Source organism: Massilia sp. NP310 (genome assembly GCF_019443485.1).
GTDB lineage: Bacteria > Pseudomonadota > Gammaproteobacteria > Burkholderiales > Burkholderiaceae_D > Telluria > Telluria timonae.
In genome coordinates this window covers 3,517,619-3,543,979 of the sequence record NZ_CP080379.1, presented here as the reverse complement: position 1 = coordinate 3,543,979, position 26,361 = coordinate 3,517,619, and the positions used below count along the sequence as shown (strand labels likewise).

The window sequence follows — 26,361 nt, the reverse complement described above, 5'->3', positions numbered from 1 at the left end:
TTCGCCAACTGCGTAGATGATTTCAAGAAATAAGTAATTAACCTACTCAGTATGTCTTGCAGAAGCGCGTCGGCGCCAAGCGATGTTGAAGAAATCCATTCGAACCGCACAAAACAAAAGGAGACAAAGCATGAAGAAGAGCATCACCGCCATGCTCGCGGCAGGCGTCATGGGCATGTGCGCCGGCGCCGGCGCCGCGACCCCGCCGGCCCAGTCCGGCAACAGTCAGGCCGTCCTGCTGCAGGGCTTTCACTGGCACTCCGCCAATTACAGCAGCCCCAACTGGTATAACACGCTGCACGCCAACGTGGCCGACCTGAAAACGATGGGGTTCTCCCACGTCTGGTTCCCACCGCCTTCCGACTCGGCGGCGGCCGAGGGTTACCTGCCGCGCCAGCTCAATGTGCTCAGTTCGCGCTACGGCAGCTCGGCCGAGCTGACCAATGTGGTGCGGGCCTTCACCAATAATGGCATCAAGGCGGTGGCCGACATCGTGGTCAACCACCGCGTGGGCAGCACCGGGTGGTCGGATCTCACCAACCCGAACTGGACCACGCACGCCATCGTCAATAACGATGAGTGCAATTGCGGGCTTGGTAACCCGGACACCGGCGACGGCTTCAGTGCCGCCCGCGACATCGACCATCGCAACGTGGGCGAAGTCCAGAACGGCATCATCGGCTGGCTCAACCACACTCTCAAGCCGGTCGGCTTCAGCGGCATTCGCTTCGATTACGTGAAGGGCTTCAGCCCGAGCTATGCCGGGCAGTATGCGAACGCCTTCGGCGCCGAGTTCTGCGTGGGCGAGTTGTGGACCGACCTGAACCTGAACAATATCGATGCCCACCGCCAGCAGATCATGAACTGGATCGACGGCACCGGGAGTAGCTGCGGCGCCTTCGATTTCACCACCAAGGGCTTGCTCAACGATGCGCTGGCCAACGGCAATTACTGGCGCCTGCGCGATGCGTCCGGCAAGCCGCAGGGCGCGCTGGGCTGGTGGCCGGCGATGGCGGTGACCTTCGTCGACAACCACGACACCGGTCCGTCCGAAAGCTGCGGCAACGGCCAGAATCACTGGTCGGTGCCGTGCGGCTCGGTGATGGAAGGGTATGCCTATGTGCTGAGCCATCCGGGCATCCCGACCGTGTACTACCCGCACATCTATAACTGGAACCTCAAGACGCCGATTGCGGCGCTGATGGCGGCACGCCGTACGGCAGGCGTGCATTCGACGTCGCCGGTGGCGATCCAGCAGGCGACCCAGGGGCTGTATGCGGCGATCATCAGCGGCAATACGCGCCAGCTGGCGATGAAGATCGGGCCGAACAGCTGGAGTCCGGCGGGCAGTGGGTGGACGTTGCAGACGTCGGGGAATAATTACGCGGTGTGGATCAAGTAAAACCGCTTGTTGTAGCCGGCTGCCATCCACGGCAGCCGGATTTAGCGCGGTGGATGCGATCGAGCGCTAGCCGTAGAAGCCAACTTCTCTCTGGTGTCGGATGGCGAGAATCAGGATGGCATCCTGTTCCGCTTCATAGCTGTAGAGGGCGATGTATCCGGTCTTCGCCTGCGAGATGATGAGTTCACGTAAATCATGCTCTGCCAGACGACCGATGAGTGGGTGCCGGACGAGCACCGCCACCGCTTCGTCAATCAAATCGAGTGCTTCAAGCTGCGCACCCGCGCCTTCCGGCGCGAGAAAGTCGCTGATACGTTCAAGATCGGCCAGCGCACGACGGGAATAGCTTATTCTCGCCATGGTTTTTTGGGCGGCCTGTCAACCTGGCCGTCTTCGAGCCGCCGGCGCAGATACGCCCGAACGTCCTCGGCCGCATGCCCATCTCCTTGTGCCAGCATTTCCGTCCTTGCTTCACGCGCCTGCGTAACGAAGGCCGCACGTTGCTCGACAGCGTGGGCGGCCTGGCGGATCGCGTCCACCATGAATGCGTGGGGACTGATGCCTAGTTCCTGCGCAGCGTTGACTGCGCGTTGCTTGAGCTCATCGGGAAGCTTGAGTGATGTTGTCGACATGGTATGCGTCATCCTGGGCGGTGCTACTAAGGTAGCACCTTCGCTACAGAGTTTCAAGGCGTTATTCGGGCCGGCCGCTACAATGCATCCATGCAGAATGCAACTGTTCCCACTCTCATCGGTCTGGCGCCGGTTCTCGACGCGAACGTACGCATTCTCGTCCTGGGCAGCTTTCCCGGCGCCGCCTCGCTGGCTGCGGGCCAGTACTACGCCCATCCGCGCAACCAGTTCTGGCGCCTGATCTCCAGCGTCGTGGGCGAGGACCTGGCGGCCCTGCCTTACGCCGAGCGCCTGCCGCGCCTGCTGGCGCATGGCGTCGGGCTGTGGGACGTGCTGGGCGAATGCGAGCGGGTCGGCAGCCTGGATTCGGCGATCCGCAAACCCGCCGCCAATGACTTCGACCGACTGCGGGAACTGTGTCCGCGGCTTGTCACGGTCGGTTTCAACGGCCAGGCCTCGGGCAAGTTCGCGCCGCAATTCGCAGCGGCTGGCTATCGCACCGTCGTGTTGCCATCGAGTTCGCCGGCGCATATGGCGATGTCGTTCGAGCAGAAGCTGGATGTCTGGTCGCGACTACGGGGCGACGAGCAGCGCGGCCCGACGGTATCGCAGTCGCCGCTGTTCTGATGACGCCGGCATGGCGGGCGGCGCGGTCAGCGCAGCCGCGTCCCCGTCGTCGCCACCCTTCTTAAATGCGCCAGCTTGGCCGAATACACCTCGCGCATATCCCCCCGCGTGCTGTGATCGACCGCCAGCGCGATATGCTCGCGCGCGTCGCCCAGATGCCCGAGCTTGAGGTGCGCGATTCCCAGCCAGAACCTGAACTCGTCGTTGTAGGGCGAGCGTTTCACCTCGCGCGCGAAGAGCGCCACGGCCGCGTCGAAGTCGCCCGCCTTGAGCGCCGCCATGCCCTTGTCGAAATAGTGGTACGGCGGCGTCGGCTCGATCGCGGCGATGCGTTTGGCCAGCGCCTGCGCTTCCAGCGGCCGGCCCAGCGTCACCAGCAGCGGCTCCAGGTTGCGCAGCACCGCCAGGTTCTCGGGCTCGCGCGCCAGCGCGGCCTGATAGGCGCGCTCGGCCAGCGCCAGCTCGCCGTGGCGGTGGTAGATCACGGCCAGCGTATTGAGCGTGGTCGCCGTGCCGGGACGCGCCGCCACCGCCGCGCGCGCCCACCAGTAGGCGTCAATGATACGGTCCTGTATCAGCGCCTCGGCGGCGCGGTTGTTCAGGTAGAGGGCGACGACGTCTTCTTCTTCCAGCTCGCGGGTGCGCAGGCTCGCCGCTTCCTCGCGCGGGATGAAGTCGACCACCAGCACCCGCTCGGGATCGTAACCGCGCAAGACCTCGGACGCATGCTGCCCCAGGCCGATGTTGATGTGGGCGCTCGACAGGTAGATGCCGGCGGTGCGGCTCCAGCTGTCCGCGACCTCCACGCTCTGGAAGCGCACCGGCATGCCGAGTTCCTTCGCGAAGGCGGCCGTCATGATGACCAGCGACAGGCAGTTGCCCATGCGCGCCTCATAGGTTTCGCTGGCGGTGCGCGTGATGCGCGATTCGTATTCGAGTTTCAGGTCGGTCTTGCTGTACAGCGCGTCCAGCAGGCCATGGCGCATGCCCTTGCTGCGCAGGCGCTGGGTGAAGGCGGCGCTGTGCAGGTAATCGCGCATCGCGGGGCTGAGCGTGAACAGGCCCTGCGCGCCGACCGGTTCGGACGGCGGCGCGAAACGCTCGTCGGCGAACAGCGCGGATGATGGCGGGGAGGTGGGAGCGGTGCTGGCGCAGCCGCCCAGCAGCAGGGACAGCGACAGCAGTCCGGTCACGAGGCGCTTCATGTCTCCTCCCTGTACGCGCGGGTATTTACATCCCAGTATCCGCTCGCGTCAGGCAGAAGTCAAAAGCCTTCAATCCTCGTGGAAGGCTTCCAGCAATTCGTCCAGGATCTCGGCGGTTTCTTCGCTCGACAATCCCAGATAGGCGCAGGCCGCGGCGCCGCCCTTGTTCCACTCGGTCGATTCGGCGTGGCCCTGGTAGCGGCAGATCGCGTTCTCGGCCAGCAGCGACAGCGCGACCAGCGAGCGCACCGGCGATGCCGTCGACGCGTCTTCGATCACGGCGTAGTCATGGTGGTGCAGGATGGCCCACGACACGTGGTCCGACAGCCCCCAGTTACGCGCCAGCAGGCAGCCGACGGCGGCGTGGCTGGTGTCGTGGCGCTCGACTTCGAGCGCGGTGAACGGACGGACCGCTTCGAGCGAGGCCGCGCCATAGGTGACGTTGTAATCCTTGAAACGCTCCATCAGCAGCGGCACGCCGGTGTCGCAGAACAGGCCGAAGGTGTGGGCCACGTCCGCTTCGCCCATGCGCAGGCGGCGCGACAGGAACACCATCGCCTGCGCGCGGCGGGTGGAGATGTCCCAGAAGCTGGCCAGGGCCGCGCTGTTGGCGGGAATCGCCTGGCGCGCCAGCAGGCCGGTCATCATGGCCGCGACCTGGTTAATGCCGAGGAACAGGATGGCCTGTTCGATCGACTTGGCCTTGCGCCGGCCGCCATAGATGGCCGAATTGGCAAGTTTCAGGAGGGCGCCGGACATGCCGACGTCGCTCGCCACGATCTTGCCGATGGCGTCCAGCGACGGATCTTCCGCCGCCAGTTCGCGTTGCAGGTCGGCGAGCAGGCTGGGCCGAGGCGGGATGCGGATCGATTTGATCAGGGCATCGACCTGGTCGATCTGCGGAATGGGCTCGACGACGGTGTTCATGGAGATGGAGGCGCGAATAGGCTTCGCGGAAATGCGGAGGACGCTGCCACTATACCCGAGTCATTTCGTTATTGCAGCAAGGCAATGCCATTATCACTCTATTCTTGTGTCAATTTCACCAAAACGGCGGGTCATGCTGTCCCGCGCTAGAATCGGCGCATGGCTATTTCTACAATTGCAGGGATCGATTTCTCGAAGCCGGCGGACGTCGTCGCGCAGCAGCTGATCGGCGTCACGGTGCTGGTCGACGGCGTCGGCGGCCGGATTGTCGAGACCGAAGCCTATGACCATGAAGACCCGGCCTCGCACGCGTATTCCGGGCCGACCGAGCGCAATGCGTCGATGTTCGGGCCGCCCGCGCATGCCTATGTCTACCGGTCGTACGGCATCCACTGGTGCCTGAATTTCGTGTGCCAGGAGGCCGGGCACGGCGCCGGGGTCCTGATCCGGGCGCTGGAGCCGGTGGCGGGCCTGGACCTCATGCGCGCGCGGCGCGACGCGCTGGACGAGCGCCTGCTGTGTTCCGGGCCGGGCAAGCTGTGCCAGGCGCTGGGCGTGACCCGTGCGCACAACGGCATGGCGTTGTCGGAACGACCATTCGAACTGCTGCCGGCCGAGCCCGGTCTGTCGCTGGTGGCAGGACCGCGCATCGGCATCTCGAAGGCGGTCGACGTGCCGTGGCGGTTCGGGCTGGCCGGCTCGCGTTTCGTCAGCCGGCCGTTCCGCTAGCCGAACCACGCTTCAGGCGCGCCGCCGCGTGGGCGCCGCGGGCGCCGCGGGCAGGGCGCGCACCGGACCGCCGCGCATCGCGCTGCCCGATGCGCGCCGTTCGCCCACGCCCTGGAAGCCGGATTCCGGCGCTTCTTCCGCGCTCGTCTCCTCTTGCGTTTCGACGCCCGCCGCATCGGCGTCCAGGCCGGGCGCGACGCGGAAGATCGCCACCGCCTTCGCCAGGTTCACGGTCTGCTCGTGCAGGCTTTCGGCCGCCGCCGCGGCCTGTTCGACCAGGGCCGCGTTCTGCTGGGTCATGCCGTCCATCTGCCCGACCGCGCGATTGACCTCGGCGATGCCGTCGGCCTGCTCGGTGCTGGCGATGCTGATGCGGCCGATGATGTCGTTCACCTGGCGCACCGAGGACACGATGTCGCCCATGCTGGCGCCGGCCTCGCTGACCGAAGCGTTGCCGCGCTCGATGATGTTCACCGAATCGGCGATCAGGCCCTTGATTTCCTTGGCCGCCGCCGCCGAGCGCTGGGCCAGGGTGCGCACCTCGGAGGCCACCACCGCGAAGCCGCGTCCCTGTTCGCCGGCCCGCGCCGCTTCCACCGCCGCGTTCAGGGCCAGGATATTGGTCTGGAACGAGATGCCGTCGATGACGCCGATGATCTCGACGATCTTGCGCGAGCTGGCCTGGATCGATTCCATCGTCGTCACCGCCTGCTGCACCGCCTGGCCGCCGCGCGACGCCAGTTGCGACGCTTGCGCCGCCAGCTCCGAGGCCTGGCGCGCATTGCTGGCATTGTCCTTGACCGCCGTGGTCAGGGTCTCCATGGTGCTGGCGGTCTGCTCGAGCGAGCCGGCCTGCATCTCGGTGCGGGTCGAGAGGTCGAGGTTGCCGCTGGCGATTTCCTGCGACGCGGTGTCGATCGAGCGCACCGCGTTCATCACGCTGTGCAGGGCGGCGTTCAGGCGCGCGATGGTGTGGTCCAGCGCCCGTGCGGTGTCGTCGATCTCGTCGCGGCCTTTCGCCTGCAAGGGCGGCGCGTCGAGCCGGCCTTCGGCCAGTTCGCCGACCGTGCGCGCGATCGCGTTGATCCCGCCCAGCATCGAGCGCCGCACCAGCATCGTCACCGCCAGCGACAGCCCGATCGACAGCAGCACCAGGCCGGCCATGCTCAAGCCCAGGCTGCGGAACTCGGCCTTGGCGGCGGCGTGGGCATCCTCGCTCATCTTTTTCTCGAGCTGGGCCAGGCGCGTCAGTTCGGCGTCGAGCGCGACGAACTGCTGCTCGGCCTTCTGCATCGAGTTGGTGGCGATCGACTGGTCGACCGAGGCCATCTCGATCGTCTCGCCGACCGCCTTGCGGTAGCGCGCCAGCGCCGCTTGCGAGGCCTCGATCGGCGCGCGCTCGTGCTGTTCGGCCTCCTGCGCGAACTTGCCCAGCTGGTCGCCGATGGCGGCGTGCCTGCGCTGGATGTCGGCGGTCAGGGCGCTCAGCCGGTTCTGGGCGAAGCTGCCGTTGACCCAGGCTAGCAGCTGGTAGGCGTTGGCATGCGCGAAGCGCGCTTCGCCGGCGACGTCGGCCACCGCCTGCAGGCGCGCGGCGCGCACCTGCACCATGTGTTCGAGCGAGGCATTCTGGCGCACCATGCCATAGTAGGCGGCCGCCGAAAGCAGGGTCAGCAGGACGAGCACGAGTCCCGGGGCCAGCAGCAGTTTCTGGCCGATCCGCAGTTTGTTCAGCATGGGAGTCACTCCTAGAGACGCGTGCGGCGGACGGATTCAACGTCCACCGCACGCCAACGGCAATCACTTCTTGTAGATGCCGGCTTCCAGCACCACGTCGTCGACCAGCAGGATATAGGTGGTCTTCGGCTCGATCTTGCCGGTGGTCGGGTTCTTGTACTGGTAGTCGACCCAGCCCTTGCCCTTGGCCGCAGCCAGCTCGATGATCTCGCGCCGGTATTTCTTGCCGTTCGCATCGGGCACATCGGTCAGGTCCTTGCCGACGATCGACGGGTTGTACGGATGGGCCAGCACGATGCCGGTCTTGACGTCGCGCAGGTCGACGTACAGCGAGCCCTGGACGAAGCTCGGATCCTTGGCGTTGATGAGTCTCATCATCTCGGCCTTGCCCTTGGTCTTGATGACGGTGGCGCCGCGCTCGGCCATCGCGATGGCGTCCTTCGCGGTCGGTTCGTTGGCGTGGGCGGCGGTGGCGGCCAGCCCCAGGCAGAGGGCGGCGGCGGTGGCGATCATCTTCATGGATGGCTTTCCTTTCGGGTGTGTTCGGTAGGATATTTCTCAAGTGCACGCACTAATGTACCGAGCCGTGACGGTGCCGGATTGCGTTCGCACAACGGCAGGAGCTGCGAGCCGGTCGCGTTGTGTCCTTGCCTCATTTCGCCAGGTCGCGTCGCGGGTTTGTTCTAAACACGGTCCGAGCAACAGTGAGGTTGATGGAAGGCAATTCCTGTTGCATACAGGCTCCCTAATATGAGTGCTTCCCGGCAACTTGCCGCCTGTCATCTCACTGGAGAATTCTCGTGACCACGACTGCATCGACGCCTTCCAAGTTCAAGCCATATACGCGCCAGTCCATTGTGACTGCGCGCCAATGGGAATGGCTCACGCCCGAGCTGCAGGAAGCCGTACAAGTGGTATCGCACGTGCTGCCGTTTCGCACCAATGCCTATGTGATGGATGAGCTGATCGACTGGAAGCGCGTGCCCGACGATCCGATCTACCGCCTGACCTTCCCGCACCGCGACATGCTGCCGGCCCATGAATACGAGCAGCTGCGCGAGCTGGTGCTGCACAAGAAGGACGACGCCGCCATCGCGCGCCTGGTGCACGACATCCGCATGCGCATGAATCCGCACCCGGCCGGCCAGATGACGCACAACGTCCCGCGCGTGAACGATGCGCCGCTCAAGGGCCTGCAGCACAAGTACAAGGAGACCGTGCTGTTCTTCCCCAGCGCCGGCCAGACCTGCCACGCCTACTGCACCTTCTGCTTCCGCTGGCCGCAGTTCGTCGGCATGGACGAGATGAAGTTCGACGCGCGCGAGTGCGGCGAGCTGGTGTCCTACCTCAAGATGCATCCGGACGTGACCGACGTCCTGATCACCGGCGGCGACCCGATGATCATGAACACCCGTTCGCTGGCCGAATTCCTCGAACCCCTGCTGGCGCCCGAGCTGGCCCACATCCAGAACATCCGCATCGGCACCAAGTCGGTCGCCTATTGGCCGCAGCGCTTCGTGTCGGACAAGGACAGCGACGACCTGATGCGGCTGTTCGAGAAAGTGGTGGCGAGCGGGAAGAACCTGGCCATCATGGGCCACTACAACCACGCGGTCGAACTGCGCGCGGCCGTAGCCCAGCAGGCGGTCAAGCGCATCGTCGGCACCGGCGCCACCCTGCGCATGCAGGGCCCGCTGATCCGCCACATCAACGAAGACCCGAAGAGCTGGGCCGAACTGTGGACCACCGGCGTGCGCCTGGGCGCCATTCCCTATTACATGTTCGTCGAGCGCGACACCGGCCCGCGCGACTACTTCGCGCTGCCGCTGGCGCGCGCCCACGAGATCTTCCAGGAAGCCTATTCGATGGTCTCGGGCCTGTCGCGCACCGTGCGCGGGCCGTCGATGAGCGCCTTCCCCGGCAAGGTCGTGATCGACGGGGTGGTGACCATCAATGGCGAAAAGCTGTTCGCCCTGCAGTTCCTGCAGGCGCGCAATCCCGATTGGGTGCGCCGTCCGTTCTTCGCCAAGTTCGACCCCAACGCCACCTGGCTCGATCATTTGAAGCCCGCGTTCGGGCGCGACCGCTTCTTCTTCGAAGTGGAAAGCGGCGGCCCGCTGCGCGGCCCCGGCGGACGGGTGATCCCGCTGGTGCCGGCCGGCCAGCGCGGCGAAGCCCAGCCCGACGCGGCCTGATGCCAGGCGCGGGTCCGACGATGCAACCAGGCGCCCTGGCGTCCGTAGCGCCCCTGCGCCTGTCCGGCGTGGGGGTGTTCTTCTACGTGTTCCTGCCGTTCGCGCTGGGGCACTTCCTGTCTTCGCTGCTGCGCAACGTGAACGCGGTGCTGGCCTCGCACCTGGTGGGCGCGCTGGCGCTCACCCCTAGCAAGCTCGGGCTGCTGACCAGCGCCTTCTTCTTCGCCTTCGCCCTGGTCCAGCTGCCGGTCGGGATGGCGCTGGACCGCTACGGGCCGCGCCGGGTGCAGGTGGCGATGATGCTGCTCGCGTCCTGCGGCGCGCTGCTGTTCGCAAACTGCAGCGGCTTCTATGGCCTGCTGGCGGCGCGCGCCATCATGGGCTGCGGCCTGGGCGGCTGCTTCATGGCGGCGGTCAAGGCGATCTCCACCTGGATCGCTCCGAACCGGCTGCCGTCGGTGCACGGCTACCTGATCGCGGTCGGCGGCATGGGCGCCGCCAGCGCCACCATGCCGGTGCGCGCCGTGCTGGAATACACCGACTGGCGCGGCCTGTTCTGCCTGCTGGCGGCGCTGGTGGCCTGCACCGGGTTGTTGATCGCGCTGCTGTACCCGAAGGCCGAGGGACCGGCCGCGCAGCGCGGTCCGCTGCTGCCGGCCCTGCGCGAAGTCTGGCGCGCGCCGAGCTTTCGCGCGGTCGCCTCGCTGGTCTTGATCCCGCATGCGGTGTTCTTCGGCGTGCAGGGCCTGTGGGTCGGGCGCTGGCTGTCCGATGTGGGGCGCTACCCCGAGCCCGCGGTCGCCTATCTGCTCTACCTGGGGATGGCGGCGGTGGTGTTCGGCGCGATCGCGGTCGGCATGGTCACCGAATGGGCCGGGCGGCGCGGTATGCCGCCGCTCGACGTGGCGGCGGCCGGCATCACGTTCTTCGTGCTGGTGCAGGCGGCCATGGTCATCGGCTACCGGCCCGGTGTCGCGATGCTGTCGGTGATGTTCACGCTGGTGGGCACGATCACCGGCATCGAGTACGCCATCGTGGCGCAGTCGATGCCGCGCGAACTGACGGGACGCGCCGCGACTTTCCTGAACCTCCTGATCTTCATCGGCGCCTTCCTGGTGCAGGCCGGCTTCGGGCTGGTGATCGGCCTGTGGCAGCCCGACCTGCTCGGCCGCGCGCCGCCGGAAGCCTATCGCGCCGCGTTTGCCCTGCTGGTGGCGATCCAGCTGCCCGGCCTGTGGCGGTTCGCGCGCCGGCGCACGGCTGAGCGTTCTCAGCCGTAACGTGCATGGGTGGCTTTGTCATATACACTTCCCCAGTCCATACTCTTGGGGAAAGTCATGCGCAAACCACTCCCGTTCATGTGCGCAGGCGCCATGCTCCTGCTGGCCGCCTGCGGCGACAAATCGACCTTGCCGGCCGGCGCCGACATGGGTTCGCAGCCGACCCTGAAGGAGCCGAACAAGACCCTGATCCCGACCGTCCACATCGCCCCGGCCAAAGGCTGGCCGGCGAACACGACGCCGGTCCCGGCGCCCGGCCTGGCGGTGAACGCCTTCGCCACCGCGCTCGACCATCCGCGCTGGGTCTATGTGCTCCCGAACGGCGACGTGCTGGTGGCCGAGACCAATGCGCCGCAGCGTCCGGCGAAGAGCGGCATCGGCAACTGGGTGACGGGCAAGGTCATGGCGCGCGCCGGCGCCGGCGTGCCGAGCGCGAACCGTATCAGCCTGCTGCGCGACGCCGATGGCGACGGCGTGGCCGAGCTGAAACGCGTGTTCCTGAAAGACCTGAATTCGCCGTTCGGCATGGCGCTGGTGGGCGACACGCTGTACGTGGCCAATACCGATGCGGTGGTGCGCTTTCCGTACAAGGAGGGGGTGACCGAAATCCTCGACAAACCGCAGCAGGTGGCGCCGCTGCCGGGCGGTCCGCTGAACCACCACTGGACCAAGAACATCATCGCCAGCAAGGACGGCACGAAGCTGTACGCGACCACGGGCTCGAACAGCAACGTCGCCGAGAACGGCATGGACCAGGAGCAGGACCGGGCCGCGATCCTGGAGATCGACCTCGCCAGCGGCAAGACGCGCGTGTTCGCGTCGGGCCTGCGCAATCCGAACGGCATGGCCTGGCAGCCCGAGACCGGCGTGTTGTGGACCGTGGTGAACGAGCGCGACCTGATCGGCAGCGACCTGGTGCCGGACTACCTGACCTCGGTGAAGGATGGCGGTTTCTATGGCTGGCCGTACAGCTACTTCGGCAAGCACGTCGACACGCGCGTCAAGCCGCCGCGTCCCGACCTGGTGGAAAAGGCGATCGTGCCGGATTACGCGCTGGGCGCCCACGTGGCCCCGCTGGGCCTGGCATTCTACGAAGGATCGCTGCTGCCGGGGCAGTACAGGAACGGCGCCATCGTCGGCAACCACGGCTCCTGGAACCGCAAGCCGCGCTCGGGCTACAACGTCGTGTTCGTGCCGTTCAAGGATGGCCGGCCGAACGGCAAGCCGGTCGACATGCTGACCGGCTTCGTCAACCAGGATGGCGAGGCCCATGGCCGGCCGGTCGGCGTCGCGGTCGACAGGAAGGGCGCGGTGCTGGTGGCCGACGACGTCGGCAACGTGATCTGGCGCGTGGCGCCGGACGCGGGTTGATGCGCCGTCAGGCGCATCCACTGACCAGCAGGACCGGCATCCCGGTCCACGCGATCGCCACGAAGGCCAGCACCGCGCTGGCCGCCGCCACGTAATCCACGAACTCGGTCGAGCCCAGCCGCAGGCGCTTGCCGGCGGCGGCGCCGCTCCACACGCAGACGGCCAGCGCCAGCAGCGTGGCGCCGCCCAGCAGCCACGGGTTCGGCCCTTCCGGCCGCCAGGCGCCCGGCGTGCACTGGGCCGCGGCCACGATATAGCTGAAGCCAAAGTGCGCGGCCCAGGCCAGGAGGGGAAGCGAGGCGCGCGTGGCGCGCCGGAAGAATCGGTCGTCCATGTTCAATCCATCACCAGCAGCAGGCCGCGGATCACCACCATGGCGGTGATGCCCTGCAGGGTCACGTAATGCCAGATCAGCGCGATATTGTCGCGCGTGGCGCGGTTTTCGGGCTTGACAAGGCCGCGCCAGGCGCGCACGCACAGGTAGGGCGCGGCCAGCAGCAGCACGAACAGCATCACGCCCTGGAAACCGAGCATGATCGCGATCGAGGCGTTCCAGGCATCCTTGGTGCCATCGAGATGCACCAGGCGCCAGCTGTGCACGTCGAGCAGGAAGGCGGCCGTGGTGCAGGCCAGCGCCGCGAGTGTCGTCCAGGCCATGCCGTGGCCCTTCAGGCGGCCACTGAACCAGACCAGGGCGGAGCCAAGCAGCAGCAGGGCGGCGGCGGCGATGGTGTACGTTCCATCGGGCAGCGAGGCGCCCGGCGGCGGACAGATCTCGAGCCGCATCGAGGTGTGGATGTAGGTGTAGGCGAAAGACCAGAAGATCCCGTAGATCACGATCAGCATGATGAAGGTGCCCCACCACGAATGCGAGGCGACGCCGACCGCGCCGATCGGCAGCTTGATGCCGCCGCCGATCGGGGCGTGGGTCATGTTGACGCTGCGGTCCGATTGCCACAGCCAGCCGATGATGCAGGCGACGGCGATGACGCCGCAAATCGAGGCCAGCACCATCGCCTTCACGGTCAGCAGCAGGAAGAAGCCGGCCGTGCCGGCGGCGCCGATCACGGTCAGCCAGCTGTCGCCGGGCAGGATCATCAGGTAGTTGGGCGTCGCGCTCACCGGGCTGGTGGCGATCGTCTCGCGGCGGCCGGTGACGGTATTGGGCAGGTAGTGGCGGCCTTCTTCGACCTCCTTCGACAGGGTCGGCTGGTCCCACAGCGGATCGTCGGACGTGACGATCGGGATGCTGCGGTTGCCGTAGTCCTCGGACGGCAGCCACTCGAGCGTCGCCGCGTTCCACGGATTGCCGACTTCCTTGGTTGGCCGGCGCAGGGTGCGGGTGGCGTCGACGATCATGGCCACGATGCCGAGGGCGAACATGAAGGCGCCGACGGTCGAGAGCATATTGAGCCAGTCCCAGCCCATCTCGTGCGAGTAGGTGTAGACCCGGCGCGGCATGCCGTACAGGCCCGTGATGTGCATCGGGAAGAAGGTGATGTTGAAGCCGCCGAACAGCAGCGCGAAGATCCATTTGGCCCAGCGCTCCGACATCTGGTTGCCGTTGATGAGCGGCAGCCAGTAATAGATGGCGGCGAACACCGGGAACACCATGCCGCCGATCAGCACGTAATGCAGGTGGGCCACGATGAAATAGGTGTCGTGCACCTGCCAGTCGAACGGGATCACGGCCACCATCACGCCGGTCAGCCCGCCCAGCACGAAGATGAACATGAAGCCGAGCATGAATAGAGTAGGCGCATTCAGCTTGATGCGGCCACTCCATAAGGTGGCGATCCAGCCGAACACCTGGATGCCGGTGGGGATCGCCACCGCCATGCTGGCCGCCGAGATCAGGCTCATCTCGAGCACGCCCAGGCCGGCGGTGAACATGTGGTGGGCCCACAGGCCGAAACTGAAGATGCCGACGCCGACCAGCGCCACCACGATCACGCGCCGTCCCACCAGGCGGTTCTGGGCGATGGTCGGGATCATGGTCGAGATCATGCCGGCCGCCGGCAGGAAGATGATGTAGACCTCGGGATGGCCGAAGAACCAGAACAGGTGCTGCCAGATCAGCGGGTCGCCGCCGCGCTCGGCATCGAAGATCGGCATGTTGAAGGCGCGCTCGAGTTCGAGCAGCGCGGTGCCGGCGATCACGGCCGGGAAGGCGATGATGATCATCACGCCCACCACCAGCATGGCCCAGGCATACACCGGCATGCGGCGCAGGGTCATGCCCGGCGCGCGGGTGAACAGGATGCCGACGATCAGCTCGATCGCGCCGGCGATCGCCGAGATCTCGATGAAGCCGATCCCCAGCAGCCAGAAGTCGGCGTTCAGGCCGGGCGAATACTTCATGCCGGTCAGCGGCGGATACATGAACCAGCCGCCGTCCGGCGCCAGGCCCCAGAACAGGGTGCAGAAGAAGGCCAGGCCGCCGAAGGCATAGGCCCAGAAGGCGTAGGCCGACAATCGGGGGAAAGGCAGATCGCGCGCGCCCAGCATATTGGGCAGCAGGTAGACCGCGATCGCCTCGACGATCGGGATCGCGAACAGGAACATCATCACGGTGCCGTGCATCGTGAAGATCTGGTTGTAGGTGCTGGCGGCCACCAGGTCGTTGTCCGGCACCGCCAGCTGCACCCGCATGATCAGGGCCAGGATGCCGGCCAGGATGAAGAACAGGATCGCCGTCCCGATGTACATCAGGCCGATATTGGTGTTGTTGACCGACTTGAAGAAGCGCCAGCCGCTGGGCGTTTCCCAGATCTGTTCGAGGCGGGTCAGCTCCAGCGGTGGGCGGGGCAGGGGATTCGGCAAAGCGTCGTCGCGCGTCGTCATTTCAGGTGCTCGAGGTAGGTGGCCAGCGCGCGCAGGGTTTCGCCGTCCAGGTCTTGTGAAGGCGGCATGAACACGCCTGGCTTGATGGCTTGCGGGTCGGCGATCCAGCCGGCCAGCGTGCCGCGGTGGTTGCGCAGGGTGCCGGCCGCGATCTCGCGGCGGCTGCCGACGTGGGTCAGGTCGGGCCCCAGGCGCGACGTGTCGGCGATCCTTGCCTGCTCCGAGAACGGCGGCACGTCGGTGACGCCGCGGATCGTGTGGCAGGCCTGGCATTGCTGCGCCAGGAAGGCCTCGCGGCCGCGCTGCAGCACGGTGGTGTCGGCCGGCAGGCTTGGCGCCGCCTGGCGCGCCAGCCAGGCGTCGAATTCGGGGCGCGGCAGGGCGATCACGTGGAAGGCCATGCGCGCGTGCTGCTCGCCGCAGTATTCGGCGCACTGGCCGCGGTAGACGCCCGGCTTGTCGGCGCGCAGGGTCAGGCCGGTGACGCGGCCCGGGATCATGTCGCGCTTGCCGGCCAGCGACGGCACCCACAGGCTGTGGATCACGTCGGACGCGGTCAATCCGAGGTAGACCGATTCGCCGACCGGGATGTGGATCTCATTGGCGCTGATGATCTCGCGATTGGTGGCCGGGTCGCGGTAGCGCACCTCCCACCACCACATCTTGCCGGTGACCGAGATCGTCAGCGCATCGTGCGAGGTCTGCGGCGCCAGCTGCGCGCTGCGCCAGGTGCTCCAGGCCAGGAGGGCAGTGAGCACCACGACCGGGAAGGCGATGCCGGCGCCGAAGATCCAGATGGCGGGCCGGATCGGGCGCGCCTGGCGCCGCATGGCCAGGGTCAGCAAGGCCATCACGAAGATGAAGATCAGCGTGCCGCCGACGAACAGCACCCAGCTGAACTGGTGGATGATGGCGGCGTCGGCGCCGGCCGGATGGAGGACGGATTGCAGGTCGTTCATTTCAGGGTGTACATGAAGGCCGCCATATGGCGCGCCTCTTCTTCGGAAATGCCGAGCGCCGGCATCAGCGTGCCGGGCTTGACCGCGGGCGGGTTCCGCAGGAAGCGGACCATGTTCTCGGGCTGGTTCGGGATGCTGCCTGCGATATAACTCAGGCGGCCCATGTACTGCAGCGACGGGCCGGCGTCGCCGTTCGTGCCCTGCACCTCGGGAATGAAATGGCAGGCCGCGCACTGGTATTGCTGGGCCAGCAGGCGACCGCGCTCCGGATCGCCCCCTTCGACACGGCTCGGCTTGTCCTGGCTGCCGCAGCCGCTCGCCAGCAGCGCGCACAGCAGCATGGCGCTGGCGCGTAAAAGGAAAGGACGGCCGTATTGACAGATATTCATGCGCACGGTTGGTTTTTCGTGAAAAAGCAGTGGCTTTTATAATACAAGAAATTAGATGTCATTTTTTTAACTGAACGCCCTAGGTTATGCTATCCAATCGCGCACGACTTATCGTCAAGACCATGGTGCTGACCCTGCTGGGGGCAGGGCTGATCGGCGCCGTCATCGGCCTGATCGTCCTGCGCGGCGGTTTCTACAATATCGCCGCGACCGCGCAGCACTACCCGCTGATCTACACCGTGTTCGAGGAAGGCCTGCAGTACTCGGTGCAGAACCATGCGCACGACATCCAGGTGCCCGCCGGACTTGGCGCGCCGGAGCAGGTGCGGCGCGGCGCCGCCGTCTACGGGGCCAACTGCATCCAGTGCCACGGCGGGCCGGGCGTCGCGCCGCTCCAGCAGGGCATGAGCATGCAGCCGGTGCCCGGGCCGCTGGTGGACGCCGACCTCAATTGGGAAACGCGCGAGCTGTACTGGATCACGCGCAACGGCATCAAGATGAGCGGCATGCCGGCCTGGGAATATCACCTGAGCGACAACGATATCTGGGCGGTGGTGGCGTTCGTGTCGGCCATGCCGAACATGACGACGGACGATTTCCGGCGCATGACGGCGCCCGGGGACGCACCCGCAACCGTTACGCAAGGAGAGCAGCCATGAGCGCAGCACGCATCCCGGCCATGACGGCGCTCGCCGTGCTGCTGGCGGCCTGCGGCCCGACGCGGCCGGCGCCCGGCATCCAGGGCGACCCCGAACGCGGCAAGATCGCGCTGACCCAGTACGCCTGCCACTCCTGCCATACGGTGCCGAGCATCGCCGGCTCGAAGGTGTACGTCGGCCGTCCGCTCGGCGACATGGCCGAGCGCCGCTACATCGCCGGCAAGGTGCCCAATACCCAGGACAACCTGGTGCGCTGGATCATGGATCCGCAGGCGATCGATCCGGACAACGCGATGCCGAACATGGGCGTGAGCGAGCGCGATGCGATCGACATCAGCGCCTATCTGCTCAGTCAATAGCCGATCCTTCAATAGCCGATCCTTCAATAGCCGATCCTTGGTATCATCGCCGGTTTGACGCGGACCGCCACGGTCCGCGCGTTCACGACCGAGGAAGAATCATGAGATTGGTGCGCTATGGCCGCCCGGGCAAAGAGAAGCCGGGCCTGTTCGACGAAGAGGGCCGCCTGCGCGACCTGTCCGGCATCATCGACGACATCGATGCGTCGGTGTTGGGCGACAAGGCGCTGCGCAAGCTGGCGAAGATCGACCACAAGACCCTGCCGCTGGTGCGCGGCAATCCGCGCCTGGGCGTGCCGGTCAAGGGCGTCGGCAAATTCATCGGCATCGGCATGAACTACGCCGACCACGTCGCCGAAACCAAATCCATCACCCCGAGCGAGCCGGTGTTCTTCACCAAGGCGACCAGCTCCCTGAACGGCCCTGACGATGCGATCGTGCTGCCGAAAGGCTCGAAGAAGACCGACTGGGAAGTCGAACTGGGCGTCATCATCGGCACCCGCGCACAGTACGTGAGCGAAGAAGAAGCGCTGAAGTACGTGGCCGGCTACTGCGTGGTCAACGACGTCTCGGAGCGCGCCTTCCAGTTCGAGATGGGCTCGCAGTGGGATAAAGGCAAAGGCTGCGACACCTTCGGCCCGGTCGGCCCCTTCCTGGTCACGCGCGACGAGATCTACGACGTGCAAGACCTCGACTTGTATCTGGAACTGAACGGCAAGCGCATGCAGACCGGGAACACGGGCAGCATGATCTTCAGCGTGGCGCAGATCGTCAGCTACGTGTCGCGCTTCATGACACTGGAGCCGGGCGACATCATCACCACCGGCACCCCGCCGGGCGTGGGCATGGGCCGCTCGCCGCAGCGCTTCCTGAAAAAGGGCGACCAGCTGCGCCTGGGAATCGCGGGCCTGGGCGAGCAGCAGGCCGAAGTGGTGGCGTTTCCGAAATAAGCGTCGCCCCCGCGAAGGCGGGGGTCCAAGTACACCTTCAACCCTAATCCGGCATGCGCCACGCGCCCTCCTCGGGCACGCTGGTGCGCGCCGTGTTCATCACCATCGCGAGCAGGGTGTAGTAGCCGTTGATCCCGATGAGGTCGACCACGCCCTGATCGCCGAACAGCGCGAGCGCGTCGGCATACACCCGGTCCGACACCGCCTTGTGCTCGTGCAGCTCGATGCAGAAGTCGTGCACCACCGCCTCGTCCACCAGCATGTCGCCCGGCCGCTCGCGCGCCGCGATGGCCGCGATGACCGACGACGGAATTCCCACCTGGGCCGCGATCGGCGCATGGATCGCCCACTCCACCTGCTGGTCCCACTGGCGCGCCGTGACCAGGATCGCCAGCTCCGACAGGCGCACCCCGATCGCGCTGCGGTAGCGCAGGTACTCGCCCATGCGCTGCGCATGGCTCATCAGCTCGGGACTGCGCAGCAGCGGCACGAAGGGGCCGTAGACGGCGCCGCGCGGGCCGGCGACGATTTCCCGCGCGGCGGCGCGCTGGGCGTCGTTCAGTTCATGGTCGGGAATGGGGCCCAGGCGCTCGCTCATGTGTTGTTCCAATAGTGATCCCAAGAAAATATTCGCACGGCCTGCGCTAAAAATCAAAAGAAGCCGGCTCTCCCGCGCTTATCGTCAAGTGTCGTCCCTATCGGAGATCGGAGGTAAGCTTTCATGAGCCACATCATCCACCGCAGTCTGCGCCAGGTGCCGCCCCTCGCGGCCGGCGGCGAGGGCATTACGCTCGTCGACACCAACGGCAAGACCTATATCGACGCCAGCAGCGGCGCCGCCGTCTCTTCGCTGGGCCACGGCCACCCGGACGTGATCGCCGCCATGCACCGCCAGATCGACCGCTGCGCCTATGCCCACACCGCCTTCTTCACCACCGACGTGGCCGAGCAACTGGCCGCGCGCTTGGTCGACGGCGGGCCGGAAGACATGGGAGGCGTCTATTTCGTCTCCGGCGGCTCCGAGGCGATGGAGACCGCGCTCAAGCTGGCGCGCCAGTACTGGGTCGAGATGGGCGAACCGCAGCGCACCCGCTTCCTGGCGCGGCGCCAGAGCTATCACGGCAACACGCTGGGCGCGCTGGGCGTGGGCGGCAACGAGTGGCGGCGGCGCGCCTTCGCCCCGCTGTTGAAGGATGCGCTGCGGGTGTCGGCCTGCTACGAGTACCGCGGCCGCGCCGACGGCGTCAGCGTCGACGACTACACCGCCGGCCTGCTGGACGAACTGGAGACCACCATCCTGCGCGCCGGCCCCGAGAACATCATCGCCTTCGTGGCCGAGCCGGTGGTGGGGGCGACCGGCGGCGCGATTCCGCCCACGCCGGGCTATTTCCAGGGCGTGCGCGAGATCTGCGACCGTCATCGCATCCTGTTCATCGCCGACGAAGTCATGTGCGGCATGGGCCGCACCGGCACCATGTACGCGATCGAGCAGGACGGCGTGGCGCCCGACATCGTGGCCGTGGCCAAGGGCCTGGGCGCCGGCTACCAGCCGATCGGCGCGGTGCTGGCGCACAAGGCGATCGTCGAATGCCTGCGCAGCCGCAGCGGCATGTTCCAGCACGGGCACACCTATATCGGCCATCCGGTCGCGGCTAGCGCGGCGCTGGCGGTGCAGCAGGTGATCGAGCGCGACGACCTGCTGGCGCGGGTGCGCAGCCGCGGCGCGGTGCTGCGCCGCATGCTGGGCGACGTGTTCGGGGTGCACGAGCATGTCGGCGACATCCGCGGCCGCGGGCTGCTGCTGGCGCTGGAGTTCGTGCGCGACCGCGAGACCAAGGAGCCGTTCGCGCCCGAGCGCAAGCTGCACGCGGCGATCAAGGCCGAGGCGATGGCGCGCGGCCTGCTGGTCTATCCGATGGGGGGAACGATCGATGGGCAGCACGGCGACCATGTGCTGCTGGCGCCGCCCTTCATTGCGACGCCGGCGGATCTGTCGGAGATCGTGTCGCGCCTGAGCGATGCGGTGGAGGCGGCGCTGTCGACGTGACCGCGCCGCCGATGGAGCCGGGTGTCAGGCGACGACCTTGCGAATCCACTTGGCGATGTCCTGCACCTCTTCCAGGCACAGCGTGTGCTGCATCTGGTAGGCATGCCACTCGACCTGGTAGCCGAGCGACTCGAGCACCTTGCGCGAATCTTCCGCGCGCGCGAACGGCACCACCGGATCCTGCACGCCATGCGCCATGAAGATCGGCGTGGCCAGGCTGGCGTCAATGCGCTCGGCGCCGGCCACGCCCGCCAGCGGCAGGTAGCCCGACAGGCACATCATGCCGGCCAGCGGTTCCGGGTGGCGCAGGCCGGTCTGCAAGGTCATCGCGCAGCCCTGCGAGAAGCCGGCCAGGATGATGCGCGAGGCCGGGATGCCGCGCGCCTTTTCGCGCGCGATCAGCGCCTCGACCTGCAGCTGCGAGGCGCGCAGGCCGGCTTCGTCTTCGCGCCGGACCAGGTCGGTGGCGACGATGTCGTACCACGAGCGCATCACGTAGCCGCCGTTGATCGTGACCGGCATCGTGTTCGCATGCGGGAACACGAAGCGGATGCCGGGCAGGCCCGACAAGTCCAGTTCGCGCACGATCGGCACGAAGTCGTTGCCGTCGGCGCCCAGGCCGTGCAGCCAGACGATGGCAATGGACGGGTTCGGCGCGGTTTCGATCTCGATATGCTCAAGCAGCTGGCTCATGGCTTCCTTCAGTTAGGCGACAGGCGGACGCAATGCCGATTTGGGGCGGAAAGTCTTGCTCACCGCCGGATTGGTTTCCATGTACGGGCCGCCGATCAGGTCGATGCAATAGGGGACGGCCGCGAAGATGCCGCCGACGACCGTGTTGCCGGCGTCGTCCTTCAGCCCTTCGAGGGTTTCCTTGATCGACTTCGGCTGGCCGGGCAGGTTCATGATCAGGGCCGCGTGGTCCGCCGTTTCGCGGATCACCGCGGTCTGGCGCGACAGGATCGCGGTCGGCACGAAGCGCAGGCTGATCTGGCGCATCTGCTCGCCGAAGCCGGGCATCTCCTTGGTGGCGACCGCCAGCGTGGCCTCGGGTGTGACGTCGCGCCGCGCCGGACCGGTGCCGCCGGTGGTCAGCACCAGGTGGCAGCGCGCGCTGTCCACCAGGTCGACCAGGGTCGCTTCGATACTGGCGCGGTCGTCGGGGATCAACCGGGTTTCGACGCGAAATGGCGTGGTGACCGCTCCCGCCAGCCACTCGTTCAGCGCCGGGATGCCCTTGTCTTCGTACACGCCGCCGCTGGCGCGGTCGGAAACCGACACCAGGCCGATCACCAACTCCTGATTACTCGTCGTCGGATTCGTCATCGTTGCCTTCTTCTTCGGCGTCGGCGTCGGCTTTCTTCTTCTTGCTCAGGTCCTTCAGGATCTGGAAGATCTCGCGGTAGGCCTTCGGCGGCTTGGATTCGGCCACTTCCTTGCGCGCGTTGCGGATCAGGGTGCGCAGGTGCTGGACGTCGAGCTCGGGATTTTCTTCGAGCAGGACGGTCAGGGCCTTGTCGTCGGCCAGCAGCTTCTCGCGGCGGCGCTCGAGCGCGTGCAGGGCGGCGGTCTCGGACTTCGAGGCGCCTTTCCAGCTGTCGATGGCGCGCTGGATGGCGGCGACTTCTTCCTCGTCCAGGGTGCGCATCTTCTTGCCCACGAATTGCAGGGCGCGGCGGCGGCCTTCGTGGTTGGTGATGGTCTGGGTTTCGAGGATGACATCGCGCACGTCTTCCGGCATCGGCACGCGCTTGACGCGGTCGCGTGGCGCGTCGACCAGTTGCTCGCCGAGCTTTTGCAGCTCGTTCGACTGGCGCTTGAGTTCCGACTTGGAAGGACGGTCGTATTCGGGTTCGAACTCGTTCGACTGGAAGCCGACCGAGCCGCGATTTGGATTAGGCATGATATGAATGGATTTGATTGGCGCGGGGCCGATCAGTGAAAACTGTAAACGGCTGCTATGATAACTGTTTTAGGGCCTGCCACGAAAAACACCTATGAACGACAACGCTTTTACCCACACCCAGGATCAGCTCAAACAGCTGGCGCGCGACGTGCTGGCGTTCGCCCGCGAGCAGGGCGCGACCGACGCCTCGGTCGAGATCAGCGAAGGGAGCGGTTTGTCGGTTTCTGTGCGTAAAGGCAACATCGAGACGATCGAGCAAAACAAGGACAAGGGCCTGGGCGTCACCGTCTATGTGGGCCAGCGCCGCGGCAATGCCAGCACCTCCGATTTCTCGACCTCTTCGCTCAAGGCGACCGTCGAGGCGGCGGCCAACATCGCCCGTTTCACCGCCGAGGATGATTGCGCCGGCCTGCCCGATGCCGATCTCCTCGAGCTCGCGCCGCGCGACCTGCGCCTGTTCTACCCGTGGCAGATCAGCACCGAAGAAGCGGTGGAGCTGGCCAAGCGCTGCGAAAACGCCGCCTTCGAGGTCGACAAGCGCATCACCAACAGCGAAGGCGCCAGCGTCTACGTCCAGCAATCGCATTTCGTCGGCGCCAACTCGCGCGGCTTCATCGGCGGCTATCCATTCTCGCGCCACACGATCTCGGTGGCGCCGATCGCCGGCAAGGGCAATCAGATGCAGCGCGACGACTGGTACACCTCGTCGCGCAATCCCAAGGAACTGGCCAAGCCCGAGAAAGTGGGCCGCTACGCCGCCGAGCGCGCGCTGGCGCGCCTGAACGCGCGCAAACTGAATACCCGCACCTGCCCGGTGCTGTTCGAGGCGCCGCTGGCCGCCGGCCTGCTGGGCGCCTTCGTGCAAGCGGTGTCGGGCGGCGCGCTGTACCGCAAGTCGACCTTCCTGCTCGATACCCTGGGCAAGCAGGTGTTCCCGTCGCACATCCAGATCGTCGAAGACCCGCACCTGATCGGCGCGGTCGGCTCGGCGCCGTTCGACGAAGAGGGCGTCAAGACCGTGCGCCGCAAGGTGATCGCCGACGGCGTGCTGCAGGGGTACTTCCTGTCGTCTTACTCGGCGCGCAAGCTGGGCATGCAAACCACCGGCAATGCCGGCGGCTCGCACAATCTCGAGATCGTCTCCAGGGACACCCGCCGCAGCGACGATTTCGAAGGCATGCTGCGCAAACTCGGCACGGGCCTCCTGGTCACCGAGCTGATGGGCCAGGGCGTCAACTACGTGACCGGCGACTATTCGCGCGGCGCGTCGGGCTACTGGGTCGAGAACGGCGTCATCCAGTATCCGGTCGAAGAGATCACCATCGCCGGCAATATGCGTGAGATGTTCCAGCAAATCGTTGCCGTCGGTAACGACACCCTCGTACGCGGCAACAAGACCACCGGCTCGATCCTGATCGAGAAGATGGTCGTGGCCGGCAACTGAAGAGGAGAGCGCCATGGGCCGATTCGTCCGCATCGACAAGGAAAGCAGCCCCAAGACGGTGCTGCTCAATCTCGACCTGGTGGCCACCGTCGAGCTGGCCCCGCAATCCGATCTGCTCAGCTCGAGCGGTGCGGACAGCCGCAAGGTGTACGCCACCTTCCTCGCGTCCGATAAAACCGCGATCGCGACCCTGCACTTCGACAGCAGCGCGGATGCGAACGCCTGGGTCAACACCCATCTGGGCGTCGCACTCTGAACGCACCGCCGTGCGGGATTGCCCTGCTGCGCTGCGTCTTCGGCATCGCCATGTTCACCCACGGCCTGCCCAAGGCGCTGGGCATCCCGCACGGGTCGATGGCCGATCCGATGGCCGGCTAGATCCGCCTGAGCTGGCGGGGGACTGTGGGCCAGGCCGGTCGCGCTCCTGATCGCCCTGCAGACGGTCGGTATCTGCCATGCGCCTGGCCCCGTTCGGCGCGGCGCTCTGACCCAGGCGCCAATAAAAAACGCCCCGCCATGCGGGGCGTCGTCGCGACAGTGGGGCGTGCTTACTTGATCGCGCGGATCGCGTTCAGCACCGGCTGCAGCACCGCCGCGCCCAGGCGCGCACTGCGGGCGCCATCCCAGCCGACTTGCGGATCCGGATCGTTGGCGTTGTCCTTGAACGGCAGTTCCAGCGTCAGCGACAGGCAGCCGAAGGCGTGGGTGATGTGCGGCGAACCCATGGTCAGGGTTTCTGCGGTGTACGGCGTGGCGCCGTAGCCGTGCACGTCCTGGAAGTCCGGGCTGGCGATCTTGAAGTCGGCGATGAAGCGGTCCTGCGCTTCGCCTTGCTCCTGCGTGAAGTTCGGCAGCGATTCGCTGCCGGCCACGAACACATAGGGCAGGCCTTCGTCGCCGTGCACGTCCAGGCACAGGTCGACACCGGTCTCGTGCATCTTCTGCAGCACCAGGAACACCTCGGGGCTGCGCTCCATGCTCGGATTGAGCCACTCGCGGTTCAGGTTCGCGCCGGCTGCGTTGGTGCGCAGGTTGCCGCGCACCGAGCCGTCCGGGTTCATGTTCGGCACCACGTAGAACACCGACTCTTTCAGCAGCTGGCGCCCGAACGGGTGGGCCGGATCGAGCAGCGCGTCGAGCATGCCCTCGACGAACCATTCGGCCATCGTCTCGCCCGGGTGCTGGCGTGCGATCACCCACACTTTCTTTTTACCTTCGGCCGGCTCGCCGATCACCAGCATGTTCAGGTCGCGGCCGTCGACGGTCGAGCCCAGGTCGAGCATGCGCACGTTTTCAGACATCTGGGCGCGGTCGAGCAACTCAAGGTGGCGCTCCCACGAATACGGCTCGAAATAAGCGTAGTAGACGCTGTCCATGCCCGGGGTGTGCTCGATGGTGAGCACCTGGCCATCGAACGTGGTCGGCACGCGGAACCAGTTCACGCGGTCGTAGCTCGCCATCGCCTGGTAGCCTTCCCAGCCGGCCGGATAGGCGGCCTTGCCGGCGTTGAGCAGGCGGATGGTGCAGGCTTCGCCCTGCGCGCCCTGCAGGCGGAAGTAGAACCACTGGATGATGTCGGCGTGCGAGTCCTTGCGGATGTTCAGGTCGATGGCGTTGGCGCTGGTGGCGTTCACGACCTCGATGGCGCCAGCGTCGAATTGGCTGCTGATCTTGATAGACATGGTGTTGTCCTGTGTTGGGAAAGGCGTCAAAGCATCGATGATACCCGCTTTTGGACGTGCTCTTGTGCGCCGGGTCTCAGTCCCGCAATCCGCCGAAGCGGCCGTAATAGGCGGCGTCAGCCTCGGGCGTCGCCGCGTCTTCCTTGCGCAGCATCGCCAGCACGTGCTCCTCGGCGCGCGCGTGGCACAGGCGGTAGATCTCGCGCGCCAGCGCATAGGCGTCGGCCCCGGGCCACGGCTGCGGCAGCAGGGCCAGCGGCAGCATCGGGTCGTGCAACTGCACGCGGCGGTAGGCGTGGATCAGCAGGGTGCGGATCGCGAACGCATGCTCGGGCGTCACGTCGTCCTTGCCCAGCATGTCGGGCAGCGGCGCGAAGCGGTCGATGAAGCCGCGATAGGCGCCCACCACCGCATCCAGGTTCCAGCAGTCGCCCACCAGCTCGGGCAGCGGACGCGCGTCCATGCCGGGCAGCTCGTCGACCTGGCACACGAACACCTTCTCGGTGGCCTCCGCGCGCGCCAGGATCTCGCGCAGCGTGTCGCGCTCGGGCGCCGGATGCGCCATCACCCCCGTCGCCAGCATCGCGAAACCCTCCCACTCGAGTTCCTTGCGCAGCAGGGTGCGCAGTTCGCTGTCGATGCTGCCGCTCTTGCTATGCGGCGCCAGCACGAAGGTCCAGCGCCCGTCCCAGTCCAGGCCCGGCGCCGAATAGATGCGGCGGTTGGCGCGTTCGAAGCGCGGCAGCGCCTTCGGCTCGATCGCATAGCGGCTGCGCCGGCCTTCGCGGCTGGCCGTCAGCCAGCCTTCCTGCACCAGGCGGAACACGCTGGTGCGCATCAGCCGGTCGCCGACGCCCAGCGGGCCCACCAGCTCGATCATGCTGCCCAGCCAGAAGGCGCCGCCGTGCGGGGCAATCGTGTCCCCGCACACGGTCACCACCAGCGACTTGTGGCGCGGCGGATCGAGGGCCAGGTCGTGGGCGATCCACTCAGTGCTGGACAGTCGTTTCATGATTC

At 66.5% G+C, this 26,361-nt stretch carries 28 protein-coding genes; 12 read left to right on the top strand and 16 right to left on the bottom strand.

Annotated elements, in window-relative coordinates; all coding sequences use genetic code 11:
- Positions 1–130 precede the first annotated feature (130 nt).
- Complete coding sequence (locus KY496_RS15575; protein WP_005665120.1) at positions 131–1,402, top strand: alpha-amylase C-terminal beta-sheet domain-containing protein; 1,272 nt, start codon at positions 131–133, stop codon at positions 1,400–1,402.
- A gap of 66 nt (positions 1,403–1,468) precedes the next feature.
- Here the strand turns inward: KY496_RS15575 and KY496_RS15570 are convergent, their stop codons facing one another.
- Positions 1,469–1,762 carry a type II toxin-antitoxin system RelE/ParE family toxin gene (locus KY496_RS15570; RefSeq protein WP_005665122.1) on the bottom strand — a complete coding sequence of 98 codons (294 nt, stop codon included), beginning with the start codon at positions 1,760–1,762 and terminating at the stop codon, positions 1,469–1,471.
- A complete protein-coding gene (locus tag KY496_RS15565) occupies positions 1,750–2,034 on the bottom strand; it encodes a hypothetical protein (RefSeq protein WP_040775165.1) in 285 nt (94 codons plus the stop codon). The genes KY496_RS15570 and KY496_RS15565 overlap by 13 nt, the downstream gene beginning before the upstream one ends.
- A 90-nt stretch (positions 2,035–2,124) precedes the next feature.
- Here KY496_RS15565 and KY496_RS15560 point away from each other — a divergent pair, with 90 nt between their 5' ends.
- The gene (locus KY496_RS15560; protein ID WP_005665123.1) at positions 2,125–2,661 is read left to right on the top strand and encodes a DNA-deoxyinosine glycosylase; all 537 of its coding nucleotides are present in this window, start codon (positions 2,125–2,127) and stop codon (positions 2,659–2,661) included.
- Between the two features lie 26 nt (positions 2,662–2,687).
- On the opposite strand, the gene KY496_RS15555 is transcribed toward KY496_RS15560, so the two are convergent.
- Both KY496_RS15555 and KY496_RS15550 read right to left on the bottom strand, forming a co-directional pair.
- Entirely contained in the window at positions 2,688–3,866 is a 1,179-nt protein-coding gene (locus KY496_RS15555; protein ID WP_005665125.1) for a M48 family metallopeptidase, read from the bottom strand.
- A 69-nt stretch (positions 3,867–3,935) separates the two neighbouring features.
- Entirely contained in the window at positions 3,936–4,793 is an 858-nt protein-coding gene (locus KY496_RS15550) for an HDOD domain-containing protein (protein WP_005665126.1), read from the bottom strand.
- A 159-nt stretch (positions 4,794–4,952) separates the two neighbouring features.
- On the opposite strand from KY496_RS15550, the gene KY496_RS15545 reads away from it, so the two are divergent.
- Positions 4,953–5,522 (top strand): DNA-3-methyladenine glycosylase, encoded by a 570-nt coding sequence (locus KY496_RS15545; protein WP_005665128.1) that lies wholly within the window; start codon positions 4,953–4,955, stop codon positions 5,520–5,522.
- Between the two features lie 12 nt (positions 5,523–5,534).
- Here the strand turns inward: KY496_RS15545 and KY496_RS15540 are convergent, their stop codons facing one another.
- Together KY496_RS15540 and KY496_RS15535 are read right to left on the bottom strand one after the other, a co-directional pair.
- Positions 5,535–7,259 carry a methyl-accepting chemotaxis protein gene (locus KY496_RS15540; protein WP_005665129.1) on the bottom strand — a complete coding sequence of 575 codons (1,725 nt, stop codon included), beginning with the start codon at positions 7,257–7,259 and terminating at the stop codon, positions 5,535–5,537.
- A gap of 63 nt (positions 7,260–7,322) precedes the next feature.
- Complete coding sequence (locus tag KY496_RS15535) at positions 7,323–7,778, bottom strand: cache domain-containing protein (RefSeq protein WP_005665130.1); 456 nt, start codon at positions 7,776–7,778, stop codon at positions 7,323–7,325.
- Positions 7,779–8,059: 281 nt separating this feature from the next.
- Between KY496_RS15535 and KY496_RS15530 the strand changes: the two genes are divergently transcribed.
- From KY496_RS15530 to KY496_RS15520, 3 genes are read left to right on the top strand one after another with little or no spacing between them, the layout of a single operon-like run.
- On the top strand, positions 8,060–9,454 hold the full coding sequence (locus KY496_RS15530; RefSeq protein WP_219861434.1) for a KamA family radical SAM protein: 1,395 nt from the start codon (positions 8,060–8,062) through the stop codon (positions 9,452–9,454).
- Between the two features lie 20 nt (positions 9,455–9,474).
- Entirely contained in the window at positions 9,475–10,734 is a 1,260-nt protein-coding gene (locus KY496_RS15525) for an MFS transporter (protein ID WP_157225445.1), read from the top strand.
- Between the two features lie 57 nt (positions 10,735–10,791).
- The gene (locus tag KY496_RS15520) at positions 10,792–12,105 is read left to right on the top strand and encodes a sorbosone dehydrogenase family protein (RefSeq protein WP_219861432.1); all 1,314 of its coding nucleotides are present in this window, start codon (positions 10,792–10,794) and stop codon (positions 12,103–12,105) included.
- A gap of 7 nt (positions 12,106–12,112) precedes the next feature.
- Here KY496_RS15520 and KY496_RS15515 read toward each other — a convergent pair whose 3' ends face one another.
- From KY496_RS15515 to KY496_RS15500, 4 genes are read right to left on the bottom strand one after another with little or no spacing between them, the layout of a single operon-like run.
- Positions 12,113–12,439, bottom strand: coding sequence for a hypothetical protein (locus KY496_RS15515; protein ID WP_184236765.1), 327 nt, complete (start codon positions 12,437–12,439; stop codon positions 12,113–12,115).
- 2 nt (positions 12,440–12,441) lie between these two features.
- The gene (ctaD, locus tag KY496_RS15510) at positions 12,442–14,949 is read right to left on the bottom strand and encodes a cytochrome c oxidase subunit I (RefSeq protein WP_219861430.1); all 2,508 of its coding nucleotides are present in this window, start codon (positions 14,947–14,949) and stop codon (positions 12,442–12,444) included.
- On the bottom strand, positions 14,946–15,908 hold the full coding sequence (coxB, locus tag KY496_RS15505) for a cytochrome c oxidase subunit II (RefSeq protein ID WP_219861429.1): 963 nt from the start codon (positions 15,906–15,908) through the stop codon (positions 14,946–14,948). The genes ctaD and coxB overlap by 4 nt, the downstream gene beginning before the upstream one ends.
- Positions 15,905–16,297 (bottom strand): cytochrome c family protein, encoded by a 393-nt coding sequence (locus KY496_RS15500; protein ID WP_005665137.1) that lies wholly within the window; start codon positions 16,295–16,297, stop codon positions 15,905–15,907. Before KY496_RS15500 ends, coxB begins: the two co-directional genes overlap by 4 nt.
- Positions 16,298–16,383: 86 nt before the next feature.
- On the opposite strand from KY496_RS15500, the gene KY496_RS15495 reads away from it, so the two are divergent.
- The 3 genes from KY496_RS15495 (at position 16,384) to KY496_RS15485 (ending at position 18,265) form a co-directional block, all read left to right on the top strand.
- A complete protein-coding gene (locus KY496_RS15495) occupies positions 16,384–16,956 on the top strand; it encodes a cytochrome c (protein ID WP_219861427.1) in 573 nt (190 codons plus the stop codon).
- Positions 16,953–17,315, top strand: a complete 363-nt coding sequence (locus tag KY496_RS15490) for a cytochrome c family protein (RefSeq protein ID WP_219861425.1) — start codon at positions 16,953–16,955, stop codon at positions 17,313–17,315. The genes KY496_RS15495 and KY496_RS15490 overlap by 4 nt, the downstream gene beginning before the upstream one ends.
- A gap of 101 nt (positions 17,316–17,416) precedes the next feature.
- Positions 17,417–18,265, top strand: coding sequence for a fumarylacetoacetate hydrolase family protein (locus KY496_RS15485; RefSeq protein WP_005665140.1), 849 nt, complete (start codon positions 17,417–17,419; stop codon positions 18,263–18,265).
- 43 nt (positions 18,266–18,308) lie between these two features.
- Here KY496_RS15485 and KY496_RS15480 read toward each other — a convergent pair whose 3' ends face one another.
- Positions 18,309–18,863, bottom strand: a complete 555-nt coding sequence (locus KY496_RS15480) for a carboxymuconolactone decarboxylase family protein (RefSeq protein ID WP_005665141.1) — start codon at positions 18,861–18,863, stop codon at positions 18,309–18,311.
- Positions 18,864–18,986: 123 nt separating this feature from the next.
- Between KY496_RS15480 and KY496_RS15475 the strand changes: the two genes are divergently transcribed.
- Entirely contained in the window at positions 18,987–20,312 is a 1,326-nt protein-coding gene (locus tag KY496_RS15475; RefSeq protein ID WP_219861423.1) for an aspartate aminotransferase family protein, read from the top strand.
- A gap of 24 nt (positions 20,313–20,336) precedes the next feature.
- Here KY496_RS15475 and KY496_RS15470 read toward each other — a convergent pair whose 3' ends face one another.
- The 3 genes from KY496_RS15470 to yjgA are packed head-to-tail and all read right to left on the bottom strand — an operon-like array spanning position 20,337 to position 22,215.
- Positions 20,337–21,005, bottom strand: coding sequence for an alpha/beta hydrolase (locus KY496_RS15470; protein WP_219861422.1), 669 nt, complete (start codon positions 21,003–21,005; stop codon positions 20,337–20,339).
- A 12-nt stretch (positions 21,006–21,017) separates the two neighbouring features.
- Positions 21,018–21,638, bottom strand: a complete 621-nt coding sequence (mog, locus tag KY496_RS15465) for a molybdopterin adenylyltransferase (protein WP_219861420.1) — start codon at positions 21,636–21,638, stop codon at positions 21,018–21,020.
- On the bottom strand, positions 21,616–22,215 hold the full coding sequence (yjgA, locus tag KY496_RS15460) for a ribosome biogenesis factor YjgA (protein WP_005665145.1): 600 nt from the start codon (positions 22,213–22,215) through the stop codon (positions 21,616–21,618). The genes mog and yjgA overlap by 23 nt, the downstream gene beginning before the upstream one ends.
- 94 nt (positions 22,216–22,309) lie before the next feature.
- Here yjgA and pmbA point away from each other — a divergent pair, with 94 nt between their 5' ends.
- Together pmbA and KY496_RS15450 are read left to right on the top strand one after the other, a co-directional pair.
- On the top strand, positions 22,310–23,662 hold the full coding sequence (gene pmbA, locus KY496_RS15455; protein ID WP_005665146.1) for a metalloprotease PmbA: 1,353 nt from the start codon (positions 22,310–22,312) through the stop codon (positions 23,660–23,662).
- 13 nt (positions 23,663–23,675) lie between these two features.
- Complete coding sequence (locus KY496_RS15450) at positions 23,676–23,918, top strand: hypothetical protein (RefSeq protein WP_219861418.1); 243 nt, start codon at positions 23,676–23,678, stop codon at positions 23,916–23,918.
- Between the two features lie 292 nt (positions 23,919–24,210).
- Here the strand turns inward: KY496_RS15450 and KY496_RS15445 are convergent, their stop codons facing one another.
- Both KY496_RS15445 and paaX read right to left on the bottom strand, forming a co-directional pair.
- Complete coding sequence (locus KY496_RS15445; protein WP_005665149.1) at positions 24,211–25,344, bottom strand: M14-type cytosolic carboxypeptidase; 1,134 nt, start codon at positions 25,342–25,344, stop codon at positions 24,211–24,213.
- 76 nt (positions 25,345–25,420) lie between these two features.
- Positions 25,421–26,356 carry a phenylacetic acid degradation operon negative regulatory protein PaaX gene (paaX, locus tag KY496_RS15440; RefSeq protein WP_219861416.1) on the bottom strand — a complete coding sequence of 312 codons (936 nt, stop codon included), beginning with the start codon at positions 26,354–26,356 and terminating at the stop codon, positions 25,421–25,423.
- Positions 26,357–26,361: the final 5 nt, after the last annotated feature.

Coding starts and splice junctions, on each gene's coding strand:
- KY496_RS15480 (WP_005665141.1), bottom strand. CDS start 18,863: ATGAGCGAGCGCCTGGGCCCCATTCCCGACCATGAACTGAACGACGCC.
- mog (WP_219861420.1), bottom strand. CDS start 21,638: ATGACGAATCCGACGACGAGTAATCAGGAGTTGGTGATCGGCCTGGTG.
- coxB (WP_219861429.1), bottom strand. CDS start 15,908: ATGAACGACCTGCAATCCGTCCTCCATCCGGCCGGCGCCGACGCCGCC.
- KY496_RS15565 (WP_040775165.1), bottom strand. CDS start 2,034: ATGTCGACAACATCACTCAAGCTTCCCGATGAGCTCAAGCAACGCGCA.
- KY496_RS15485 (WP_005665140.1), top strand. CDS start 17,417: ATGAGATTGGTGCGCTATGGCCGCCCGGGCAAAGAGAAGCCGGGCCTG.
- KY496_RS15545 (WP_005665128.1), top strand. CDS start 4,953: ATGGCTATTTCTACAATTGCAGGGATCGATTTCTCGAAGCCGGCGGAC.
- KY496_RS15575 (WP_005665120.1), top strand. CDS start 131: ATGAAGAAGAGCATCACCGCCATGCTCGCGGCAGGCGTCATGGGCATG.
- KY496_RS15535 (WP_005665130.1), bottom strand. CDS start 7,778: ATGAAGATGATCGCCACCGCCGCCGCCCTCTGCCTGGGGCTGGCCGCC.
- KY496_RS15475 (WP_219861423.1), top strand. CDS start 18,987: ATGAGCCACATCATCCACCGCAGTCTGCGCCAGGTGCCGCCCCTCGCG.
- KY496_RS15500 (WP_005665137.1), bottom strand. CDS start 16,297: ATGAATATCTGTCAATACGGCCGTCCTTTCCTTTTACGCGCCAGCGCC.
- KY496_RS15555 (WP_005665125.1), bottom strand. CDS start 3,866: ATGAAGCGCCTCGTGACCGGACTGCTGTCGCTGTCCCTGCTGCTGGGC.
- ctaD (WP_219861430.1), bottom strand. CDS start 14,949: ATGACGACGCGCGACGACGCTTTGCCGAATCCCCTGCCCCGCCCACCG.
- yjgA (WP_005665145.1), bottom strand. CDS start 22,215: ATGCCTAATCCAAATCGCGGCTCGGTCGGCTTCCAGTCGAACGAGTTC.
- KY496_RS15525 (WP_157225445.1), top strand. CDS start 9,475: ATGCAACCAGGCGCCCTGGCGTCCGTAGCGCCCCTGCGCCTGTCCGGC.
- KY496_RS15550 (WP_005665126.1), bottom strand. CDS start 4,793: ATGAACACCGTCGTCGAGCCCATTCCGCAGATCGACCAGGTCGATGCC.
- KY496_RS15445 (WP_005665149.1), bottom strand. CDS start 25,344: ATGTCTATCAAGATCAGCAGCCAATTCGACGCTGGCGCCATCGAGGTC.
- KY496_RS15470 (WP_219861422.1), bottom strand. CDS start 21,005: ATGAGCCAGCTGCTTGAGCATATCGAGATCGAAACCGCGCCGAACCCG.
- KY496_RS15490 (WP_219861425.1), top strand. CDS start 16,953: ATGAGCGCAGCACGCATCCCGGCCATGACGGCGCTCGCCGTGCTGCTG.
- KY496_RS15560 (WP_005665123.1), top strand. CDS start 2,125: ATGCAGAATGCAACTGTTCCCACTCTCATCGGTCTGGCGCCGGTTCTC.
- paaX (WP_219861416.1), bottom strand. CDS start 26,356: ATGAAACGACTGTCCAGCACTGAGTGGATCGCCCACGACCTGGCCCTC.
- KY496_RS15450 (WP_219861418.1), top strand. CDS start 23,676: ATGGGCCGATTCGTCCGCATCGACAAGGAAAGCAGCCCCAAGACGGTG.
- KY496_RS15515 (WP_184236765.1), bottom strand. CDS start 12,439: ATGGACGACCGATTCTTCCGGCGCGCCACGCGCGCCTCGCTTCCCCTC.
- KY496_RS15570 (WP_005665122.1), bottom strand. CDS start 1,762: ATGGCGAGAATAAGCTATTCCCGTCGTGCGCTGGCCGATCTTGAACGT.
- KY496_RS15540 (WP_005665129.1), bottom strand. CDS start 7,259: ATGCTGAACAAACTGCGGATCGGCCAGAAACTGCTGCTGGCCCCGGGA.
- pmbA (WP_005665146.1), top strand. CDS start 22,310: ATGAACGACAACGCTTTTACCCACACCCAGGATCAGCTCAAACAGCTG.
- KY496_RS15520 (WP_219861432.1), top strand. CDS start 10,792: ATGCGCAAACCACTCCCGTTCATGTGCGCAGGCGCCATGCTCCTGCTG.
- KY496_RS15495 (WP_219861427.1), top strand. CDS start 16,384: ATGCTATCCAATCGCGCACGACTTATCGTCAAGACCATGGTGCTGACC.